The 21,990-nt window shown below is 59.8% G+C and carries 18 protein-coding genes; 5 read left to right on the plus strand and 13 right to left on the minus strand.

Annotated elements, in window-relative coordinates:
* Positions 1-386: 386 nt before the first annotated feature.
* The 9 genes from pepN to Q8R10_RS00175 all read right to left on the minus strand — a co-directional run bounded on the left by pepN (position 387) and on the right by Q8R10_RS00175 (position 9,934).
* Positions 387-3,059 carry an aminopeptidase N gene (gene pepN / locus Q8R10_RS00135; RefSeq protein ID WP_305649904.1) on the minus strand — a complete coding sequence of 891 codons (2,673 nt, stop codon included), beginning with the start codon at positions 3,057-3,059 and terminating at the stop codon, positions 387-389.
* 12 nt (positions 3,060-3,071) lie between these two features.
* Positions 3,072-3,911 carry a DUF2797 domain-containing protein gene (locus tag Q8R10_RS00140; protein ID WP_305649906.1) on the minus strand — a complete coding sequence of 280 codons (840 nt, stop codon included), beginning with the start codon at positions 3,909-3,911 and terminating at the stop codon, positions 3,072-3,074.
* Entirely contained in the window at positions 3,911-4,171 is a 261-nt protein-coding gene (locus Q8R10_RS00145; RefSeq protein ID WP_305649908.1) for a YeaC family protein, read from the minus strand. Before Q8R10_RS00145 ends, Q8R10_RS00140 begins: the two co-directional genes overlap by 1 nt.
* Before the next feature lie 79 nt (positions 4,172-4,250).
* Positions 4,251-5,174, minus strand: coding sequence for a tetratricopeptide repeat protein (locus Q8R10_RS00150; RefSeq protein WP_305649909.1), 924 nt, complete (start codon positions 5,172-5,174; stop codon positions 4,251-4,253).
* Entirely contained in the window at positions 5,174-5,659 is a 486-nt protein-coding gene (locus tag Q8R10_RS00155) for a hypothetical protein (RefSeq protein WP_305649911.1), read from the minus strand. The genes Q8R10_RS00150 and Q8R10_RS00155 overlap by 1 nt, the downstream gene beginning before the upstream one ends.
* Positions 5,659-7,008, minus strand: a complete 1,350-nt coding sequence (locus Q8R10_RS00160) for an AAA family ATPase (RefSeq protein WP_305649912.1) — start codon at positions 7,006-7,008, stop codon at positions 5,659-5,661. Before Q8R10_RS00160 ends, Q8R10_RS00155 begins: the two co-directional genes overlap by 1 nt.
* Before the next feature lie 42 nt (positions 7,009-7,050).
* Positions 7,051-8,025 carry a metallophosphoesterase gene (locus Q8R10_RS00165; protein ID WP_305649914.1) on the minus strand — a complete coding sequence of 325 codons (975 nt, stop codon included), beginning with the start codon at positions 8,023-8,025 and terminating at the stop codon, positions 7,051-7,053.
* On the minus strand, positions 8,025-8,912 hold the full coding sequence (locus Q8R10_RS00170) for an NAD(+) kinase (protein WP_305649916.1): 888 nt from the start codon (positions 8,910-8,912) through the stop codon (positions 8,025-8,027). Before Q8R10_RS00170 ends, Q8R10_RS00165 begins: the two co-directional genes overlap by 1 nt.
* A gap of 128 nt (positions 8,913-9,040) precedes the next feature.
* Positions 9,041-9,934 (minus strand): LysR family transcriptional regulator, encoded by an 894-nt coding sequence (locus tag Q8R10_RS00175; RefSeq protein ID WP_305649918.1) that lies wholly within the window; start codon positions 9,932-9,934, stop codon positions 9,041-9,043.
* A 206-nt stretch (positions 9,935-10,140) separates the two neighbouring features.
* On the opposite strand from Q8R10_RS00175, the gene speB reads away from it, so the two are divergent.
* The 5 genes from speB to Q8R10_RS00200 all read left to right on the plus strand — a co-directional run bounded on the left by speB (position 10,141) and on the right by Q8R10_RS00200 (position 15,662).
* Positions 10,141-11,100: an agmatinase gene (gene speB / locus Q8R10_RS00180; protein WP_305649920.1), complete on the plus strand. Its 960-nt coding sequence runs from the start codon at positions 10,141-10,143 to the stop codon at positions 11,098-11,100.
* Entirely contained in the window at positions 11,097-11,501 is a 405-nt protein-coding gene (locus Q8R10_RS00185; protein WP_305649922.1) for a nuclear transport factor 2 family protein, read from the plus strand. The genes speB and Q8R10_RS00185 overlap by 4 nt, the downstream gene beginning before the upstream one ends.
* A gap of 29 nt (positions 11,502-11,530) precedes the next feature.
* Entirely contained in the window at positions 11,531-13,048 is a 1,518-nt protein-coding gene (locus Q8R10_RS00190; RefSeq protein WP_305649923.1) for a cytosine permease, read from the plus strand.
* A gap of 112 nt (positions 13,049-13,160) precedes the next feature.
* The gene (locus tag Q8R10_RS00195; RefSeq protein ID WP_305649924.1) at positions 13,161-14,624 is read left to right on the plus strand and encodes an aldehyde dehydrogenase family protein; all 1,464 of its coding nucleotides are present in this window, start codon (positions 13,161-13,163) and stop codon (positions 14,622-14,624) included.
* 93 nt (positions 14,625-14,717) lie between these two features.
* Complete coding sequence (locus tag Q8R10_RS00200) at positions 14,718-15,662, plus strand: DUF1853 family protein (RefSeq protein WP_305649926.1); 945 nt, start codon at positions 14,718-14,720, stop codon at positions 15,660-15,662.
* A gap of 67 nt (positions 15,663-15,729) precedes the next feature.
* Here Q8R10_RS00200 and Q8R10_RS00205 read toward each other — a convergent pair whose 3' ends face one another.
* The 4 genes from Q8R10_RS00205 to Q8R10_RS00220 form a co-directional block, all read right to left on the minus strand.
* Complete coding sequence (locus tag Q8R10_RS00205) at positions 15,730-16,839, minus strand: cyclic nucleotide-binding domain-containing protein (protein WP_305649928.1); 1,110 nt, start codon at positions 16,837-16,839, stop codon at positions 15,730-15,732.
* A gap of 67 nt (positions 16,840-16,906) precedes the next feature.
* Positions 16,907-17,836 carry a 1-aminocyclopropane-1-carboxylate deaminase/D-cysteine desulfhydrase gene (locus Q8R10_RS00210; RefSeq protein ID WP_305649930.1) on the minus strand — a complete coding sequence of 310 codons (930 nt, stop codon included), beginning with the start codon at positions 17,834-17,836 and terminating at the stop codon, positions 16,907-16,909.
* A gap of 3 nt (positions 17,837-17,839) precedes the next feature.
* Positions 17,840-19,528: a chromosome partitioning protein ParA gene (locus Q8R10_RS00215; protein WP_305649932.1), complete on the minus strand. Its 1,689-nt coding sequence runs from the start codon at positions 19,526-19,528 to the stop codon at positions 17,840-17,842.
* A 349-nt stretch (positions 19,529-19,877) separates the two neighbouring features.
* Positions 19,878-21,914, minus strand: coding sequence for an NADPH-dependent 2,4-dienoyl-CoA reductase (locus tag Q8R10_RS00220; RefSeq protein WP_305649934.1), 2,037 nt, complete (start codon positions 21,912-21,914; stop codon positions 19,878-19,880).
* Positions 21,915-21,990: the final 76 nt, after the last annotated feature.

The raw sequence follows: 21,990 nt of genomic DNA on the forward strand, positions 1-21,990 counted from the left end.
TTTGCTTGCGGGGCAATCAAAGTCGCCCACTTAACCCTGTCTACAGAGCACATACAGTGCCAACTCGGCAAAAGTCTTAAAAAACAGTGAGATTCCACGTCTAAGGTGCAGCGTCGCTTTTGTGACTGTACAGCGACCGATCAGTCACAGCGTCTTTTTCACATCCCCCACCGACTTTGTCTAACGATCTGGCTCGCGCAGTCATTCGCGATCAGTTCGCACCGGCATCAACCTTCAGCAAAATATTTATCCGTCAAGGCAAATTAACCAGCTATAAGAAAGACTTTGCATGAGCAAAATCCTGCTTACTCCCTTAGGTAACAAAAAAGTGTTACCCAGCCATGCCTGGTAACACTTTGTCTAAAGCCGATCTTGCCCGTTAAGCGCTACAGCAAGCTCTTGCTGACCACTTCATAAACATCGCTAGACAGCTCACCAGAGGCAAGAATCCGCTCTAGCTCGGCCTTCATCAGTGCTTGCCGGGGCGCATCGTATTTGCGCCAGCGGGTCAGCGGCGCCAATTGGCGGGAGGCGATCTGCGGGTTACTGGCATTCAGGCTAATCACCTGCTCGGCGAGGAAGCGGTAACCCGAACCGTCGGCGGCATGGAAGTTGATCAGGTTCTGCCCGGCGAACGCGCCGATCAAGGCGCGAACCTTGTTGGGGTTGCTCAGGGTAAAGGCCGGATGCGTCATTAACTGCTGCACCCGCTGCAAACCACCAGGCAAACCGCTGGCCGCTTGCACGCTGAACCACTGATCCATGACCAGCGGATTGGCTTTGAACTGCTCGGCAAAGTCGGCCAGCGTCTGCGCCCGCTCGGTTTCGAACGGCGAATTGACCAAACAAGCCAGCGCCGCCAAGCGCTCAGTCATATTGTCGGCGACTGCATATTGCTCCAGGCAGGCGGCCAACACCTGTGGCCGCTCGCTGAGCAGCAGATACGACAGCGCAATGTTTTGCAGGCTACGCCGGGCAAAGTGCGCGGCTTGGGCGACATAGGCCGTCTGCCGCGAAGCCACGCGATTATCCTGATAGCGCTGCCACAACGGCTCAAACAAGGCCTCGCTCAGTTGTTTGCGGGCAAACTCGCGAGCGTTATGAATGGCCTCGACATCCGCCATTGCGCTGATCTCGGCCAGATAGGCCTCGCCCGGCAGCGAGAGCATCTCGGCAACCATGGCCGGATCCAGACTTTCATTGGTTAACACCGCACGCAAAGCCTCGACCAAGCGCGAATCAAGCAACAAAGGCTCGTTGCGCTGCACCTGGCCAATCAGCTCCTGCAACACCTGCACCGCCAACTGCTGGCCGGCATCCCAGCGATTAAAACCATCGCTGTCGTGCTGCATCAGAAACTGCAGCTGCTCGCGACTGTAGGGAAAGCTCAACTTCACCGGCGCGGAAAATCCGCGCAGCAACGACGGCAACGGCCGCTCGGCGATATCGACAAAGCTAAAGCTCTGCTCAGCTTCAATTACCGACAGCACCCGCGTACTGACTGCATCTGCAGCCTCGCCCACTAGCCGCAGCGGCAACTCGCGCCCTTGGGCGTCGAGCAACGCCAGTTCGACCGGGATAACAAAGGGTAACTTGGCAACCTGCCCTGGGCTGGCCGGGCAATCCTGACGAAATGTCAGGTGATAAGTCTTGGCAGCTGCATCGTAAGCCTCGCTGACCGCCAAGCGCGGCGTACCTGCCTGGCTGTACCAGCGCTTGAACTGGCTCAAGTCCACAGCCTGCCCTTCTACTGAATTGGCATCCTCCATGGCCTGGATAAAGTCATCGCAGGTCACGGCCTGACCGTCGTGGCGGGCAAAGTACAGATCGCTGCCCTTACGAAAACCTTCGGCGCCGAGCAGGGTCTGCAGCATGCGCACCACCTCGGAACCCTTCTCGTAAACGGTCAGGGTGTAGAAGTTGGAGATTTCCATAAAACTGTCGGGCCGCACGGCGTGGGCCATGGGACCGGCATCTTCGGCGAACTGATGGGTGCGCAGGTAGGCCACATCCTCGATGCGCTTAACGGTGCGCGAGTTCATGTCGGCGCTGAATTCGGCGTCACGAAACACCGTGAAGCCCTCTTTCAGCGACAGCTGAAACCAGTCGCGACAGGTCACCCGATTGCCCGACCAGTTATGGAAGTATTCATGGGCCACCACCGCCTCGACCCGCTGGTGCGCGGCATCGGTGGCGGTTTCAGCGCGAGCCAGCACACAGCTGGAGTTGAAGATATTGAGGCCCTTGTTTTCCATGGCGCCCATGTTGAAATCGTTGACCGCGACAATCATGAAGATGTCGAGGTCGTACTCACGGCCATAGACTTCTTCGTCCCAGCGCATGGATTTTTTCAGGCTGTCCATGGCGTGCTGACACTTGTCGATGTTTTCCGGCTCGACATAGATACGCAGCGTCACTTCACGCGCACTCATGGTGGTGAAGCTGTCTTCAATGCACCAGAGATCACCGGCAACCAAGGCGAACAGATAGGCCGGTTTCATAAAGGGATCTTGCCAGGTCGCCCAATGCCGCCCGCCCTCTTCTGAACCGCTGGCAATCGGGTTGCCGTTGGACAAGAGCACCGGATAGTCCTGCTTGCTGGCGCTCAGGCTGGTGGTGAAGCGACTCATCACATCGGGGCGATCGAGGTAGTAGGTGATCTTGCGAAACCCTTCGGCCTCGCACTGGGTGCAGAACATGCCGCTGGATTTGTACAACCCCTCCAGCGCCGTATTGGTTTCCGGATGAATCCGCACGCTGCTGTTAAGGGTAAAACTGGCGGCCGTGGGCTGCAGGGTCAGATGGTTATCGGTCAGCTGGTAGTCGCCGGCCTGCAGCAGTTGATCGTCCATGCTCAGCGAGAGCAACTCCAGTTGCTGACCATCCAGCACCAGCGCCGGCAAACCGGCACCCCGCGCAGGGTTGCGGCGCATCAGCAACTGCGCATGCACCAGGGTATGGTCATCGAACAGTTCGAAGGTCAGATTAGTCTCGTCGATCAGGTATTCGGGCGCCTGATAGTCTTTTAAATAAATCATTTTCGGCTGTTCGGTACGCATGACGAGTGACCTCTAAAGCTGCTGCACGGCAAGTTGGTAAGCGGTGTATTTACGAATGTTAATCACCCCAACATCGAAGATCAGGTACTGGCCTTTAATGCCCAGCAGGGTGCCCTCGATTTGCGGGGTTTTCTCTAAATCTAAACTGGTTATTTTGCTCGGATAGGCGCTGACCGGGTAACGAATGTCGAGCACCTGGGCATCACTCAGCGGCTGAATCGCCTGCAAGCCAAAACGCTGCTGCAACTCACTCATACCCTCGGCACACACACCAAGAATCTGCTCGGCCACTTGGCGCAGATCAACTGGCGCGGCCTCGCCCTTGAGCATGGTGCGCCAGTTAGTGCGATCGGCCACCTGGCTGCGCAGCAGGTCTTCGACAAAGCCTGATTGCTGCCGGGTGCTGACGCGAATGATCGGCAACGCCTGACTGGCACCTTGATCGATCCAGCGGGTTGGCACCTGGGTGGCGCGGGTGATGCCGACCTTGACCCCGGAGGAGTTGGCCAGATAGACCACATGGTCGGTCATGCAAAACTGCTCACCCCAACTCGGCTCGCGACAGGTGCCGGCGGCGTAATGGCAACGCTCAGGGCTCATCATGCAGGTGTCGCACTGCGCCAACTTGGTGAAACAGGGGTAGCAATAACCCTGACTGAAGCTCTTTTTGGTTTTACGCGCGCAATGCGTGCAATGGATGGCGCCAAGATAATCCAGGCGCAGCCGCTGACCGATCAGCGGATTAACCGGCACCTCCTGCTCACCCAAGCAAAACGCGTACTGCACCGGCTGCTCCAGCGAGCCAAGCTGCGCGCTCATTTTACTCAGGGCGCCGCGCCCAAGCTCCAGCATCAGTGCTGGGTGTCCGAAGATTTGAACAAGATATTCAGCTTCGGCGCCGGATGGGATTCGCACTCCTGCTCCAGATAGCCGGTGCGCTGTTCTTCCGGCAGGTTATTCAGCTCCCAGGCAATCATCGCCTGCAGCGTCAGCTCCTTTTGCTCCAGAGTCAGCTTGCGACCATCGGCCCATTTACCGATTTCCACCGCCAACTTCAGGCTTTGGTAAATATCCGGGGTGATGTTTTCGATCATTTCAACAAAGGACGACATAGCGGTCTCCAAAACAAAGCGGCAGTTTAACGGCGAAGGCGCGCCAGCGCACCGACGGCGGTCAGAACATAGCTCGAAGCTAGAAGTCGCGGGACAACTTCACCTGCTCCAACTCCTTGGCCAATGAGCGCTTGAATATCTGCGGACCAGCAAAACTGTAAATCACGAACGCCAACCACCCCCACTGGATAACCTGCGAAAGCATGATATGGCCGTGCTGACCTGCCGCGATGACTGCCACCCGATAAACCACAAACATTACCAGCAACACGATAATCGAGTGCGTAGGGCCAAGCTCCGACATCCACGAGTTGTAACGCCACCAGAGCCCCATCAGCGGGTTGCTGCGCGCCTTCACTGCCGATATCAGGTAGAGCGCCGCAATGTCATTGGCATCTTCGCCCAAGGCCCAGGTCGCGTGTTCGCGCGCCGCCTGCACCTCGCCGCGCCGCAACAGCAAATGACCAAGAGTAACGATTGCGCCGCTATGAGCGGCATGCTGTTGCAAAGCCTGGCGAGCGAAATTCTCAGCCTGTTCAACTTCACCACCACGACGATAAAACTCCGCCATCGCTGCCAGACAATCCGGATCATCCGGCGCCAACTCCAGGGCGCGCAGGAGATAGGGCAATTGCTGCGCGCGCCTGCCAAGCAAGGCCTGGAGGTCGGCCTGGGCCAGTTGATAGCGCACCTCCAAGGGGTTCATTTCCAGCACTTGCGCCAGATGGCGAGCGGCCAACTTGAACTTGCGCCGCATCATCGCTACCCGTGCAGCAACAAAATGGGCGAACTCCAACTGCGCATCGCTGGCCAGAGCCAGACCAACTTCACGTTCCGCCGCCACCGCACGGCGCATCTCCAGCAAACACAGCGCCAGCAAGGCATGAGCCTCGGCATGCTCAGGCGCATTGCTGAGCAACTGCCGCAAGCAATTGATCGCGCCTTCGACCTGGCCGTTATTAAGGCGCTGGTAGGCCAGATCCAATAGGTAAGTTTCGTTCATCAACTCATCACCAACTGCCAGAGCGTGAACGGCAGCAAGCCCAGCACCAGACCACGCAGCGCAAACGCGCCCAGCAAGGCCACCGGTAGGCCAAAGCGATTAAGCACTCCGCCGTAGTATTGATAGAGTTCGATGGTCGAACTCTGCAGCAAAAACAACATGTAACCGATGGTCAGCTTCCACACCACCAGCACTAGCAGCGCGTACTGGAGCATTTCTTTGGAGACCACATACCCGCTCTGCCACAGATGCAGCAGCACAAACGCCAAGGCCAGGCTACCCAGCAAGCCAACCCCAGCGAGCACCGCTTCGCGCACCCGCGTCGGGCTGCCAACGGCAATGCCATTGAGGGCAAACCAGGGCAAGCCGAGCCAGGCACCGCCCATCATCAACCCCAGCATTGGCCAGAGTGGCTCGACCGCAAATTTGGCCAGGTTGCCGGGGCGCGACTCATCTTCGATCCGATACACACTACGCTCGCCCATTAACGTCCCTTGCCATGTTGTTCGAGAAACGCCAGCACTTCGTCGTACTGGCCGCCTTCGTTGGAGTAGCGGGCGTAATTGCGCGCCGTAGTCAACCATTCCACCGTGGTGGCACGCACCTCTTTCAGCGCCGCTTTGAGATGGCGATCCGTCACGGGCTGCTCGCGCCCTTCGGCAATAGATTCCTCAATCGCCTCATCCACGGCGGTTTCCACCAATTCGCGCAGATCTGCACCTGAGAAACCCGAGGTGTTGCGCGCAAGGAATTCGTAGTCAAACACCCCTTCGCAAGGCCGGTCGGCCATCATCAGGCGCAGCATATTGGCCCGTGCCGGACGGTCTGGTGGAGGTACGAACAACACCCGATCAAAACGCCCAGGGCGACGAAATGCGGCATCAACCGACCAAGGCACGTTGGTCGCAGCAAGAATCAGCACACCATGGTTGGATTGGGCAAAGCCATCCATCTCGGTAAGAAACTGGCTGACCAGCTTGGACGATGTCGCCTCGCGGGTATTAGTGCGCTTGCCGCCCAAAGCTTCTACCTCGTCGAAAAACAGCACTGCCGGCGCCTTCGCCCTAGCCTCTTCGAACAACGCATGGAGCTTGCGCTCAGACTCGCCTATGTACATATCCAACACATCGGAAATCGCCACATTGAGAAAGGTCGCCTTACACTCGCCCGCCGTCGCCCTAGCCAGCATGGTCTTGCCGCAACCCGGTGGCCCATAGAGCAGAATGCCGCCGCCCACACGTTTGCGGAAACGCTGGAAAAGCCCTGGTTTTTGGTACGGCAGGATGATTTTTTTATGGATGGTTTTCTTCAACTCGTCGAGGCCGCCAACATCCTCGAAAGTCAGGATTTCCGAGTTCGGCGCCAGCAAGCGAGTGGCCTCGGATTGTTCGGTATCATCGTTGGAGATAACCCGCAATCGTGGTCGCCCCTCGCCGCCAGGAAAATCCACCACCTGCGCACTGAGGCGGCGCTGCAAGGAAACGTCCTCCAGCGCCGGGTTAGCCTGCACCGCCAAGCGATACTCCTTAAGACCCTCGTCGCGGCGCTGCAAATCAGCCAGAGCATGGGCGCGCAGCAGCTGCTCTTCTGGCATATCCGCTGGCAGCAACAGCAATGCCCGCTGCGGCTCACCAGCACCCAGGCAGATACGCGCCGACAGGTGACGTAATGCCTGAGCATCGCCACGAGCCTCCAGGCCTGTCGGCAGCTTGGCTAACCCACGGGCAAACTCGTTGCGCTCGATATAAGCCTGCAGCAGCAGGCCCAATAGCGCTTCGTTGTCTGGAGAAAGGGCTAAAGCCGTCTCCAACTGAACCAGCATCACATCATCCATATAGCGCTAAAGCTCCATTACGGAAAGAAAGAGAGACCCCACTCACCTTGGCGCCTCCAGGTGTTCAACCTCGACCCAACAAAACTTACTCGGCTCAAGTTGGCGCTCTTGATCGAGTCGATAGGCCACCAACTTGCCGTTCAGTACGGCGCTGTAGTCCAAACAGGCCAGATTCGGCCGAATCGGCGCTGGCAATCCGCGTCGCCAGTAATGACCAACAAACAATAAGGGCTGATCCTCGGGGTAGTGCAGCAGGCGGCTCTTTTGCTCGACCGACAAGGGCGTCTGCGCCACCTGCTCGGGCAGAGCATCGGGTTGGAAGACGATATCGCCGTAGGTCTGCGGCGCATCGGCCCAAAACTTGGTGCGAAAATGCGCGCGGGTATAACCGTCTTCCCCAGTCAGGGTCAGGCCATCCGGCAGGCGCATGTCGGTGCCGCGCAGCAGTCGGTTAAACACTCGACTGGCAAAGCTGCCAGGTTCTGCCGCCGCCTGGACAAAGGCCTGATCGATGACTCCGTCCGGATAACTGAGTTTGAGTTGCGCGATCAGCTGCGCGTCCCAGCAAGCATGTACCAGGCGAAAACGCAGCGCATCGATAAACAGCGGCAACTGCTGAAACCAGTCGATAAATTCGCGCCACTCATCCGGGTAGTTGGCAAACTGTTGATGGGTTTGCTGCAACTGGCGCGCATGCAAGGGGGTGTGTTCGCGCACATAGCGGGTGCTATCGGCCGTGACCACCGAGGTCTGCCAGCCGAGGGCATTGAACTCATGATTGCCCATCAGGCACGCGGCCTGGCCGGCATCGACCATGGCATGGACCAAATGCAAGGCTTCGCGAATACGCGGACCACGGTCGATGATATCGCCGAGAAACAACGCCATCCGCCGTGGGTGGCGCCAAACCCCGGCATGCTGGCGATAACCCAACTGATCGAGCAGGTGCTCGAGGCTGTGGACGCAGCCATGCACGTCGCCAATCAGGTCATAACCACGATCCGGATCGAGCAACATCAGTCGTGTACGCCCAAGCGACTGCCCCAACCCAATTTGGTCCGACAGGCTTCGTAGAAATTGTGATCGAGGGGGTGGATCAAACTGAGTTTTTGCGGCTTTTTGCTGATGGTGATGGTGTCGCCAGGGGCACAGGTGAAGTGGTTCTGGCCGTCGCACGACACCAGCGGATAGATCTGCAGGTCTTTGGACACCACCACTTTCAACTCGCTGTTGCCGTCGACCACAATCGGTCGGCTCGACAATGTGTGCGGGTACATCGGCACAATCACAATCGCATCCAGCTTGGGGTGCATGATCGGTCCGCCCGCCGACAGGGCGTAGGCGGTGGAGCCGGTGGGCGTGGCGACGATCAGCCCATCGGCCTTTTGGCTACAAACAAACTGACCGTCGATATACAGCTCAAACTCGATCATCCGGGTTGATTTGCCCGGATGCAGCACCACGTCATTCAGCGCATCGCCCTGACCTATCGCCTCGTTATGCCGGCGCACCTCGGCCGACAATAAAAACCGAGTTTCCGACAGGTACTCGCCATCCAGCACGGCACCGACTTTCAGCTCCAATTCATCGGGGCGGATGTCGGTCAAAAAGCCCAGGCTGCCACGGTTAATTCCCAGCACCGGCACCTTGTGCTGCGCCAACACCCGCGCCGCGCCGAGCAAACTGCCGTCACCGCCGACGACTATCACCAGATCACAAATCTCCCCGAGCAATTTTCGCGACGAGGTTTGCAGGCCGTGGCCGGGCAATACCTCGGCAATGCTGTCTTCCAGAATCACATGCAGCTGGCGGGCAATTAAAAAGTTTTTCAGCCGCCGAATGGTGTCGAGCACCTGCGCACTGCCGAGGCGACCAATGATGCCGACATTCCGAAATTGCTCCATGGGGCTCTCTAAGGTAGATGGACTGCGGCGATTATGGGCGCAAGCCAACAGCGGCAGCAAACCTGCGCGTGATCATCTGGCCAAAAGATCGCTGATTCGGCGGGCTTAAGCGCGCGCCTAAGGCGCCATCAAGGCTGATTAAGCTGGGCCTTGAGCAGATCACGAAAAGCCTGCAGCAACGGCTCGCGGGAGCGCCCGCGGCGCAGCGCCAGGGAAAACGGCGCCTGATAACCGAAAGCCGTCGGCAGCAAGGGCCGCAGGCGCCCCTGATCGACCCAGGATTGCGCGTAATGCTCGGGCAGGTAACCGATGTACGCACCGGACAGCACCAGCACCAACTGCGCCTCCATACTCTCCACCGTCGCCGCACTGTGCTTAAAACCATGGCGCGCCAGCTCCGCCTGACTCCAATAGCCGCGCCCGACCATACGTTGCTGGGTGATCAGCTCGGCCGGTATCCGCCGCTCACTAAATAAGGCGTGTCTATCACTGCAGTACAGCCAATGCTGCTCACGGTACAGCGGCTGATAGACCAGACCGCTCATGCGCGTCGAGAACGCGCCGATGGCCAAATCCAGACGATTTCCCAGCACCGCCAATTGCAACTCATAGGGGCTCATCACCGCCAGGTGCAAATGCACCGCTGGGTATTCCTGGCTATAAACGCCGATGGTCTCGACCAGCGGCAAGGCACGGTCGCTGACCGTCGAGTCGATCACCCCCAGATTAAGCGTGCCACGCAGCTCGCCTTTGAGCGCCGCCGCATAGCGCTCGAAACCTTCCAACTCGCCGAGCAAACGCAAGGTTTCCTGGAAGAACAGCTCGCCTTTGCTGGTCAGACTGAAACCGCCACGCCCGCGATGACAAAGGCTCAGGCCAAGCTGGCCCTCCAGCTGACTCATATAGGTGCTGATCGCCGAGGTCGACAGATTCAGCTCCTGTTGCGCCGCCGCAAAGCCCTGATGACGGACCACACTGACAAAAATCCGCAGCAGTTTCAGATCGGGTAAGACGCTGGACATGGCTTTCTCATCAGCTAATGCAGGCGCGGCGGTGCGCCCCAGGTGGCGTAGGGTGGGCTGAAACCCACTCTGCGAACGAGTCTACGTCGCGGCCGTTAGTTTAGAAATCTCTGAACTAAGTATTTGCCGCCAACGATTTGTCCGACAAACCACTCTGCGCAAAATCCGCCTCACTCCTACAACGACAATAAGCGTGAGGCCACTTCGTGGATAAGATTCTTCATCAGCCCCTGGGCGGTAACGAAATGCCGCGCTTCGGTGGCATCGCTACCATGATGCGCCTGCCGCATATTCAAACTGCCGCTGAACTGGATGCTCTGGACGCCGCCTTTATCGGCGTACCGCTGGACATTGGCACCTCGCTGCGCCCCGGCACCCGCTTTGGGCCACGGGAAATTCGCGCCGAATCGGTGATGATCCGTCCATACAACATGGCCACCGGCGCCGCCCCGTTCGACTCGCTGAACGTGGCCGATATCGGCGACGTGGCGATCAACACCTTCAACCTGCTCGACGCCGTGCGCATCATCGAGGAGGCCTACGACAAAATCGTCGGCCACGGCATCCTGCCGTTGACCCTGGGTGGCGACCACACCATTACTCTGCCAATTCTGCGTGCCCTGAAGAAGAAGCACGGCAAGATCGGCCTGGTGCATATCGATGCCCACGCCGATGTGAATGACCATATGTTCGGCGAGAAAATCGCCCACGGCACCACCTTCCGCCGCGCCGTGGAAGAAGGTCTGCTGGATTGCGACCGCGTGGTACAAATTGGTTTGCGCGCCCAGGGCTACACCGCCGAGGACTTCAACTGGAGCCGCAAGCAGGGCTTTCGCGTGGTCCAGGCCGAAGAGTGCTGGCACAAATCCCTGGCTCCACTGATGGCCGAAGTGCGCGAGAAAGTCGGCGGCGGCCCGGTCTACCTGAGCTTCGATATCGACGGCATCGATCCCGCCTGGGCGCCCGGCACCGGTACCCCGGAAATCGGCGGCCTGACCACCATTCAGGCAATAGAAATCATCCGCGGCTGCCAGGGCTTGGAGCTGATCGGTTGCGATGTGGTGGAGGTTTCCCCGCCCTACGACACCAGCGGCAACACCTCGCTGCTCGGCGCCAACCTGCTCTACGAAATGCTCTGCGTGCTGCCGGGAGTGGCAAAGCGATGAGCCGCCAACAGGTACTCGAGGCCGCCACCCAACTGGTCGCCGCCTTCGCCAGCAACGACAGCGACGCCTACTTCGCGGCTTTCAGCGAAGACGCCAGCTTCGTCTTCCACAGCTGCGAGCAGCCGCTGCTCTCGCGCAGCGCCTATCGCCAACTGTGGGACAGCTGGCAGCGCGACGGTTTCGAGGTGCTCGATTGCACCTCAAGCAATCAGTTCGTCAGCCTGCAGGGCGATGTGGCGATTTTTATCCACGACGTCAGCACCCGGCTATGCATTCAGGGCAACGAGAGTCTGAGTCTGGAGCGCGAGACCATCGTCTTTCGCCAGCAACCGCAAACAGGCCGTTGGCTGGCGTGCCATGAGCACTTGTCGGCAATGCCCAAACACAGTCCAGCGACCTGACCTGCAGCGCCACTCCCAGGAGAGAAATCATGCATAACAAAAACAATAAACCAGCCATTACCCAAATTGAATCCTTCGGCATCGAACAGATCCCCGACGCCGAACGCAACGCCAAACCCATCGACCTGTTTCGCCTGATTTTCGGCGGAGCCAACACCTTCGCCACCGCCGTACTGGGCAGTTTCCCGGTGCTGTTCGGCCTGTCGTTCCAGGCCGGTGCCTGGGCGATTCTGCTCGGTGTACTGATCGGCTCAATCATTCTCGCGCCCATGGGTCTGTTCGGCCCGCTCAATGGCAGCAACAACGCGGTGTCTTCCGGTGCGCACTTTGGCGTGCACGGGCGGATCGTCGGCTCCTTTCTCTCACTGCTCACCGCCATCGCCTTCTTCTCGCTGTCGGTGTGGAGTTCGGGCGACGCCCTGGTCGGTGGCGCCAAGCGGCTGATCGGCCTGCCGGAGACCGACCTGACCCTGGGCCTGGCCTACGGCCTGTTCGCCATTCTGGTGCTAACCGTGTGCATCTACGGCTTCCGCTTCATGCTGTGGGTCAACAAGATTGCCGTCTGGGCCGCCAGCCTGTTGTTTTTGCTCGGCGTTGCGGCCTTCGCCGGCCCCTTCGATGCGGGCTTCGCCGGTAGCGTCAACCTGGGTGCCGAAGGCTTCTGGGCGGCCTTCATCGGCGCCACCCTGCTGGCGATGAGCAATCCGGTCTCCTTCGGGGCCTTCCTCGGTGACTGGTCGCGCTACATCCCGCGGCAGACCTCGAAAAGCCGGATTATGCTGGCCGTGGTCGCGGCGCAGATCGCCACTTTGATTCCGTTCTTCTTCGGCCTGGTCACCGCCACCATAGTCGCGGCCAACGCCCCGGACTACATCGCCGCCAACAACTATGTCGGCGGCCTGCTAGCCGTATCACCAACCTGGTTCTTCCTGCCGGTGTGCCTGATTGCGGTGATCGGCGGCATGTCCACCGGCACCACCGCGCTGTATGGCACCGGTCTGGATATGTCCAGCGTGTTCCCACGGGTACTCAGCCGGGTCAAGGCGACCTTGTTGATTGGCGTGCTGTCGATCAGCTTCATCTTTATTGGTCGGTTTGCCTTCAACCTGGTGCAGAGCGTGTCGACCTTCGCCGTGCTGATCATTACCTGCACCAGCCCCTGGATGGTGATCATGATTCTCGGCCTGATCATTCGCCGCGGCTTCTACTGCCCGGATGACCTGCAGGTGTTTACCCGCGGCGAAACCGGTGGCCGCTACTGGTTCCACCACGGCTGGAACTGGCGCGGCATGGGCGCCTGGGTTCCCAGCGCAGTGATCGGCCTGTGCTTCGTCAATCTGCCGGGGCAGTTCGTTGGCCCGCTGGGTGACCTGGCTGGCGGTATCGATATCAGCCTACCGGTCACCCTCGGCCTGGCCGCCCTGCTCTATCTGCTGTTGCTCAAGCTGTTCCCGGAACCGGCCGAAGTCTATGGCCCGTTAGGCCCGCGCTGGCTCAGTGCAAATCCCCGCACAGCAGCCATGCCTCAAGCGCGCGAAGCCGCCTGACGTAGACCTAAGTCTCGCAAGCCCATCACACAGCGCTGAGTAAGCCGCCGTTATGGGCAATACCTGCGCCGATCTAAATCGATCGGCACTACCGGACAAACAGGATGACGCCATGCTGAACACACAACCGTGCCTGAGCGAGAGCCGCGCCGGCATTTATATCAACGGGCAATGGCAGAGCGCTAGCGAATGGCTGGTGGTGATCAATCCCGCCACCGAGCAAGCATTGGCCCGCGTTGGCGCGGGTAACGCCGCTACCGTCAAGTTGGCAGTGGATGCCGCCAGCGCGGCCTTTCCGGCCTGGGCCCAGAGCACCGGCGCGACTCGAGCGCGGTGCTTGCGGGCGATCGCCAGTGGAGTACAGACGCGCCGGCAGCGCTTAATCCAACTGCAATCGAGCAACAGCGGCAAACCACTGAGCGAAGCGGCGCTGGATGTCGATGACGTGATCAGCACCTTTGAGTATTACGCCGACCTGGCTGACACCATGGACGCCCAGCAGGACAGCAACGTGGCGCTACCCAGCCGCGATTTCACCGCACGCTTGCGCCGCGAGCCGTGCGGCGTGGTCGGCCTGATAGTGCCGTGGAACTTCCCCATGGTCACCACCGCCTGGAAGCTGGCACCGGCCTTGGCGGCAGGCTGTAGCGTGGTGTTAAAGCCCTCTGAAGTTACCCCGCTACCCGAGTTGGAGCTGGCGGACATCATCGCCCAAAGCGGGCTGCCCGCCGGTGTATTCAACCTCGTTTGCGGCACCGGGCTGGCCGTCGGGGCACCGCTGACGAGCGATCCTCGGCTAGCAAAAGTCTCCTTCACCGGCAGCAACGCCGTGGGCGTGCAGGTGATGCAGCGCGCCGCCGAAACGCTTAAGGGCGTGAGCCTGGAACTGGGCGGCAAGTCCTCGTTGCTGGTGCTGGCAGAGGCTGATCTGGAGCTGGCGGTGGAACTCGCCTGCGCCGGGGCGTTCTTTAATGCTGGGCAAATGTGTTCGGCAACTAGCCGGGTACTAGTAGCTGAGGAGCTGGCTGAGGTCTTTCTGCAACGGCTCAAGGCGCGGGCTCAAGCTATTCGCGTTGGCGATCCTTTTACAGCGGGCGTTGAAATGGGTCCACTGGTCAACCGCGCGCAATATCAGCGGGTTCGCCAGCACATCGCAGCGGGTCTGCAGGCCGGCGCACAACTGCTCTGCGGCGGCGAGCGACCAACCGAATTAGCCCAGGGCTATTTTCTGCAGCCGACAATTTTCACCGACGTAGCGACAGACAGTGCGCTCTGGCGCGAAGAGATTTTCGGCCCAGTGATGTGCGTGCGCACGTTCAGCAGTGAAGACGAAGCCATCGCACTGGCCAACGACAGCGAGTTCGGCCTGGTCGCCAGCGTAATCAGCCGTGACCAGGCCGCTGCCGAGCGAGTCGCCAATGCCATGCAAGCGGGCCTGGTCTGGATCAATGCACCGCAGGTGATCTTTGTCCAGGCCGCCTGGGGCGGCTACAAGCAGAGCAGTATCGGCCGCGAACTAGGGCCATGGGGCCTGCAGGCATTTCAGGAAATCAAACACGTCATCCGCGCGAGCTAAGCACCGACTGACATCCCGCTGGCAGCCAGCGGGCGGCTGCATAGCCTCGTTCGGCACGCGCCTAATGTGCAAGCCAGGCGCTATGCTGGCGCTATGAATCCATTTAGCCAACTGCGCGAATTAGCCGCACAACTGCAGCACCCGGCCGTGCGCGATCTGGCGTGGGTGCTGCTGTCGCAACCATTGCTGCTCGAGGCTGACTGGCCACAACGCCATCCCCTGGCGGCCAGCGACTGGGCGCAAGTACCGGAGCAATTGGTCGACTGGCTGCAGGGCCAGGATCAAGATCCGAGCGCGCTGGATGCCTGGCTGGCCCGTGCCTCTAATCGGCGCCTGGGGCTGTACTACGAAAAGCTCTGGCAATTCGCCCTGCAGGCAGCGCCTGGGGTTGAGCTGTTGGCGGCCAACGTGGCAATTCGTCAAGGCGGGCAAACCCTGGGCGAAATGGATTTACTGATCCGCGATGCGGACGGCGATCATCACATCGAACTGGCCTGCAAGTTTTACCTGGGCCCCCAGCACTGCAGCGGTCTCGACCCAGCCAACTGGCTCGGCCCCGGCGGTCAAGATCGGCTGGGGTTAAAACTTGAGCATTTGCGCCACCATCAGTTGCCGCTGTCCAGCAGCCCGCTAGGCGGCGCGGCGCTCACCGACTGGCACATAGAGGCGGTGCAGGCAGAGTTGTGGCTGGGCGGTTATTTGTTCTACCCCTGGCCGAGCAATTGCACACCACCCCAGGGCGCCCATGCCGCACATTTACGCGGGCATTGGCTGCATCGAGCGCAATGGCCCAGCTTTGCCGCACAGGCCACACAGGCACGCTGGCAAGTGTTGCCGCGCAGCCGCTGGCTGGCCCCGGCCCGCGCGGATGAAGACAGCAGCCTAACGCTGGCGCAGCTAGAACTGTACCTGCAGCAAAGCGCCGACTCTCGAGCACCGCTGCTGCTGGTGCAACTTGAGCAGCGGGCGAGCGGTGCCTGGCACGAATTGCAACGGCTGTTTCTGGTCAACAATGACTGGCCGACTCCTGACGAGTAACAACCAGCCAGCGCTTTGCTGGTGACGCCGAATTCATGGAAAAACCGGCTGATTGCGGAGCACGCCGTTATAGGCTGCGCTCGGTGCGGCCACCGGAGCGGGCCAGGTAACCCGAGCCGTGCTCACAGAGCAAAGCGCCGCGCTGCACCGCCGGCAACGCATCCAAACCATCGCGCAAGGCATAGGCCTGATAACCCAACTGCGACAACAGAAATACCGCGCTGGCACTGCGCTTACCGCTGTCGCAGTAGCACAGGTAGGTGTGGGTTTTGTCGAGCAAACGGGCCTTCAGCCGCAGTAAATGCAAGGGCATATTTAACGCCTGCTGCGCATGGGTGTGCTCGTACTCTTGCTGCAGGCGCACATCCAACCATTGGGCGCCGGCAGTCAACAAACGCGTGGCCTCGCCAAAGGACACCTCATCCACCACTGGGGCCTTTAACAGCGCGAAAAAATCTTGCCGATCCAGGCGCAGCACCACGCCATCCTCCAGCATGGTGACACTGGCGTTACGGGGTAAATCGGCCAGCAAAGCTTCCTCACCAAAACAGGCACCCACCTCAAGCTCGGCCAACACTTGGTGGGCGCTGCCGGCGCCGCGAATCACTTCGGCGCGGCCGCTTTTAAGGAAGTAGCAGCAATCGCCAACTTCACCTTCACTCAACACAGAGCTGCCCGCGAGCAGCTCAAGGCGCTGCAAACGTTCGAGCATGGCGCGCACATTGGACGGCGGCACCCGGTTAAAAATGGGGTTTTCCAGTAAGCGCTCGATCCAGTCAATGTCTTCACCGGTCGAAGCCAATTCCAGCAACAGGTCGTGATAGGCCGAACGCCAGGTCAACAAGCGCGTCAAAGTGGCGCTGTCGAGCAGCAACAAACTGACATCGGTGAGCGCGTGCACCTCATGCAGGCGCGGCAAACTGGGCGACAGTGGATGACAGCTCGCCTCAGTGCCAGCCTGCAACTCGTGCTCAAGCCCGGCTTCATCGCGCAGCAGCAAGGTGCCAGACAGCAGGTAATTGGTGTGCCGAGCTTTATCGCCCCGGCGAAACAGCAACTGACCGGCGAGCAAATGCTGCGGCACCAATTGGCTACGCAGTTCGCGCCACTGCTGCTCGGACAGCGCATTAAGCGGTGTCAGGCTGCGAAGTTGCTCGGGGTTTAACGGCTCGCTCATGACAATATCCAGATTCCGTGGACCGAGATTTGGGTTTTCTGTCGACGCGACCAGCATCTCGGGACGCTTAACTCAGGGGCGACAACAACGCGCGGCGACCTTGCAAACCACCGGTATGCACGAACAACACACGGGTTGCTGGCGCAAAGTAACCGGCCTCGACATGCTGGCGCAATGCCAGCAAGGCTTTTGCCGTATACACAGGTTCAAACTGGACGCCGCTAGATTGCTCGGCGGCACTCATAAAGGCCAGCAACTCGGGGTCAACCCGGGCAAAGCCGCCGCGGCAAGCGTCGACTAGATGGTAGCCCTGATTAGCCATTCCAGCCTCAGCCAATAAGGCCGCGATTTGCCTATCAGTACCATGCCCCGCCGGCACCGCCAGGGCAGCATAAACCGGGTGCTCGCCCGCTTCGGCAATCACCAAGCCCGCCGCAGTGGTACCGGTCCCCGCCGCCAACCACCAGGCGTCATAGTCGGGCCAGCCCAGGGTATCGAGCTGGGCCTGCACCTGCTGGCGCAAACTGGCGCAACTGTGGGCGGCCAGCAAGCCCAGGCCACCTTCGGCAACGGCAAATAAATGCGGATAACGCTGCTGCCAAGGCAACCAAAAATCGGCCTGATGCCGCGCCCGATAACCGCCATAACCGAGCCAATGCAATTGCATGCCCATGGTTTGCAGATCACGCACCGTCGGGGTGTCTTGCGGCTCGCCGCGCAGCAGGCCAACCACCGGAAAATCAAAGCGTTTGCCGGCACCGGCCAGGGCATGTAAATGATTGGAGTGCGGCCCACCAAGGCTGATCAGCCCGTTAAAACCAGCCTTGGCGGCGGCGCTCAAATACGGCGCCAACTTGAACCATTTATTCCCGGAGATCAGCGGGTCGATCAGTTCCAGGCGCAGCACGGCCAATTCAATTCCGGCGGCGCGCGACCAGTCAAACTCCAAGGATTCAAGCAAGGCCTGCGGTTGCCAGTGCGGGATGACTAATGGCAAAGGTTAACCCGCAGTGCGCAAGGGACTTGCGCTCTTGTGCCGCGCACAGCAGTTGGAATGCCCAAGCACAAAACGGCTGGGCGCATCGACACGATCCAGCGGTATGCCGCAGCGCTCGCCACTGGGCAATAAGCCGGCGCAGGTGGGTGACTGATAGTGCGCATGCCATTCTCGGTACTGCGCCTCGCTGACAAAACACTTGGCCGCCACATAGGCCATGGGGTTGTCTTGATAGCGCGCAACATCGGCCAACGGAATAGTCAGATGGCCGGCGCCCGGGTGATACACCACAAACACCACGCCAAGCTTGGACAAGCGCTCCAGCACCTGTTCACTGCCCTGCCCGGCATACTCGTCGCGCTCATGCTTGAGGCGCGCGACTTCTTGCTCTAACTGGGTATCCAGTTCGTTGCGATAGGCCAACTCGACATCGCGAATGGCAATTTGCTCTTTGTACTCAACCACCGCCGCCGCCACCTTGGCTTGCAACTCGCTCGCAAACTGGCGCCGCAGGATATCGGCCTCAGTTTGCGCGTGCTGCTCAAGTGCACGCAGTTGCCCGGCCATTTGTTCGCGACTGCTTTGAAAGCCCTCAGCTTGGCTGCTCAGCTGGGCTTTGAGGCTTAGGTTAAGCTCTTCTTGCTGACGAACTGCCTGCTGCATTGCCTGCAGCTGGGTTTGCAGCGACAGGTTTTGTTCATCGCTGGCTTCGCGCGACTTGCCCGTGCCTTGCTCATCGCGCAGCGCTAATTGTTCTTGGTACCCCAGCACCGCCACGGCCACTTTCGCCTGTAATTCAGCCTCAAACTGGCGCCGAAAAATATCCGCCTCGGTTTGCGCGTGCTGTTCAAGGGCGCGTAGCTGAGCGGTCATCAACTCTCTGCCGTTCTGAAACTCATCGGCCTGCGTGCTCAATTGCGCCTTGAGACTGCGATTTAACCCCTCCTGCTGACGCAGCGCCTGCTGCAAAGCTTGCAACTGAGTGTGCAACGCCTGGTTCTGTTCGTCGCTGGCCAGCCGGAACTTGCCTAACTCTTGCTCATGCTGCTGAGCCAGGCTGTTGATCCGCAAGCGTTGCTGCTTGATTAATTGAGCCGCCTTAACCCGCTGCTCTTGATCAACCTTCTCGGCTTGCACCTGGGCTTGCTGCTCGGCCTGTAACTGCTGTGGATCCGGCGGGTACCAGTGATCTTCGACGGCCATCTGCAGGCGCTCGGCAGCGACCACTTGCGGCGCATCATCCTCGACCAACAAACCCATGTGATTGCGTTTAACCGTATCACGCAGCAGCGCCAAATCGTTGTGCCCGGGGCTCAGGCTCGGATCCCACAGGTGCATTTGATGCCATGACACCGGGCATTGGCTGCGGCACGCCAAACGAATGGGTCCGGCGCCCAGATCCGGCCCACGCCCGGCGTTGTCGGCCAGATGCCGCAGCGGAATATTCCAGCCGCTATCGGCGGCGCCTTTTTCGTCAAAATCGAGGTAAAAGAACACCACAGAACGAACCAGCAGCCGCGGATTAACCAACAGATAGGCCATGCGCACCTGCTGGTCGGCGTATTCGGGCATGTTGACCACAGCGTCGAGCAGCGCTTCAAACTCGGCAAAGAGCATTTCTTTACAGATCCCGCCACGCTCACTGAAGAACATCACGGCTTCGACCATCTGCGGTTTTTTCTGCAGGCTCATGAATATTCCTCTAAACCGACCAAGCACCCGGCGCCGCAGCCAACATTCAGCCAGCCAGCCAGGTGCGAACCTGAGCAGTCAAACGCGAGCCTGTGCTTTGCAAGTTTAGGGGAAAATCACCGACGGGCAATGTGACTGGGTTGGCAGCCGCCCGGCCGCTAAGACGCAGAGGGTCTGCGACAAGCAAAAACTGTGATGCGGTCGGACAGTGCCGCGCAGCTGGTTGGCGCAGCAAGTGCTTGCTCGGCAAGCCTTGGCCCGATCACTGGCTCAACAACGGCTACCTAGGCACCACATCCAAGCGTTGCAGCCGTATTAGCTGCAACGCGACCTAGGCATAGACGGGTACTTACAGCCCAGCCGCCAAGCGCGAGCCCTGATTGATTGCACGCTTGGCATCCAGCTCAGCGGCCACGTCTGCACCACCGATCAAATGCACCTTCTGCCCGGCGGCTTCCAACGCTGCCTGCAACTCACGTTGCGGGTCTTGGCCGGCGCAGATAATCACGGTATCGACCGCTAGCAACTGCGGCTCGCCAGCGGCAATTCGCACATGCAGCCCGGCGTCATCGACTTTCAGGTACTCGACGCTGTTGAGCATTTGCACATTTTTGTTCTTCAGCCCGGCGCGATGAATCCAGCCGGTGGTTTTACCCAAGCCATCACCGACTTTGGATTTTTTGCGCTGCAGCAAGAACACCTGGCGCGCCGGCGCATGCACCTGAGCCTTGATGCCGGCCACCCCACCACGGGCAACCAGATCGGTATCGATGCCCCACTCTTTCCAGAAAGCTTCGCGATTGAGGCTGGTGGCTTCGCCCTGATGGGTGATGAACTCCGACACATCAAAACCAATGCCACCGGCGCCAATTACCGCAACCCGCTGACCCACTGGCTTGCGACCGAGGATGGCATCCAGGTAATTGATCACCATCGGATTATCCACGCCGTCAATTTCCGGGGTGCGTGGCGCAATGCCGGTGGCCAGGATGATTTCATCAAAACCGCCTGCGGCCAACTCAGTCGAACTTACCCGGGTATTCAGACGCAGTTCGACACCGGTGGTTTGCAGCTTGCGCTTGAAGTAACGCAAGGTTTCCACGAACTCTTCCTTGCCCGGCACCCGTTTGGCCACATTGAACTGACCACCGATCTCACTGGCCGAGTCAAACAAGGTCACCCGATGGCCACGCTCAGCCGCCACTGTGGCGGCAGCCAGGCCCGCCGGGCCGGCACCAACCACGGCAATCTTCTTCACCGCCATGGTTTTGATGTAGTTCAACTCGGTTTCGTGGCAGGCGCGCGGGTTAACCAGGCAACTGGTCAGCTTGCCGCCAAAGGTGTGATCCAGGCAGGCTTGGTTGCAGCCGATGCAGGTGTTGATTTCATCGCTACGGCCGGCGGCGGCCTTATTGACGAACTCCGGGTCGGCCAGGAATGGCCGCGCCATGGAGACCATGTCGGCGTCGCCTTCGGCCAACACTTGCTCCGCGATTTCCGGCGTATTGATGCGGTTGGTGGTGATCAGCGGGATGCTGACTTCGCCACGCAACTTGGCGGTAACCTTGGTAAAGGCCGCGCGCGGCACCTTGGTGGCGATGGTTGGAATGCGCGCCTCGTGCCAGCCGATCCCGGTATTGATAATGGTCGCGCCGGCCTGTTCGACAGCCTTGGCCAGCAGAACTATTTCGTCCCAGCTGCTGCCGCCCTCGACCAAATCGAGCATCGACAGGCGGTAAATAATGATGAAGTTCGCGCCGACCGCTTCACGCACCCGACGGATGATTTCCACCGGCAGACGCATACGGTTTGCGTAGCTACCGCCCCAGCGATCGGTGCGCTGATTGGTGTGCAGGGCCAGGAACTGGTTAATAAAATAACCTTCCGACCCCATGATTTCGACGCCGTCATAGCCTGCCACTTGCGCCAGTGCCGAGCAGTTAACGAAGTCCTGGATCTGCTGTTCGATACCGTCTTCATCCAACTCGCGCGGCTTGAACGGGTTGATTGGCGCCTGGATGGCGCTCGGCGCCACCGACTGCGGGCTGTAGGCATAACGGCCGGCGTGCAGAATCTGCATGCAAATCTTGCCGCCGGCTTCGTGCACGGCCTGAGTAACAACCTTGTGCTTCTCGGCCTCTTCCAGCGTGGTCAACTTGGCCGCACCGGCATACACCCCGCCTTCGGCGTTCGGGCCAATACCCCCGGTCACCATCAAGCCAACGCCACCCAAGGCACGCTCTGCAAAGTAAGCCGCCATACGCTCAAAACCACCGGGTTTTTCTTCCAGGCCGGTGTGCATCGACCCCATCAGGGTGCGGTTACGCAGCGTGGTAAAACCCAGATCAAGCGGGGCCAACAAATGCGGAAAATGAGCGGCAGGCATAAAAACTCCAGAGCAGGCAGTGTATTCACGGAATGTCGCCGGCCTTATCAACGGCAGCGATCGGTTATGTGCTGAC

Origin of the sequence: Pseudomonas sp. (assembly GCF_030698175.1) — a bacterium.
Taxonomy (GTDB): Bacteria; Pseudomonadota; Gammaproteobacteria; order Pseudomonadales; family Pseudomonadaceae; genus Aquipseudomonas.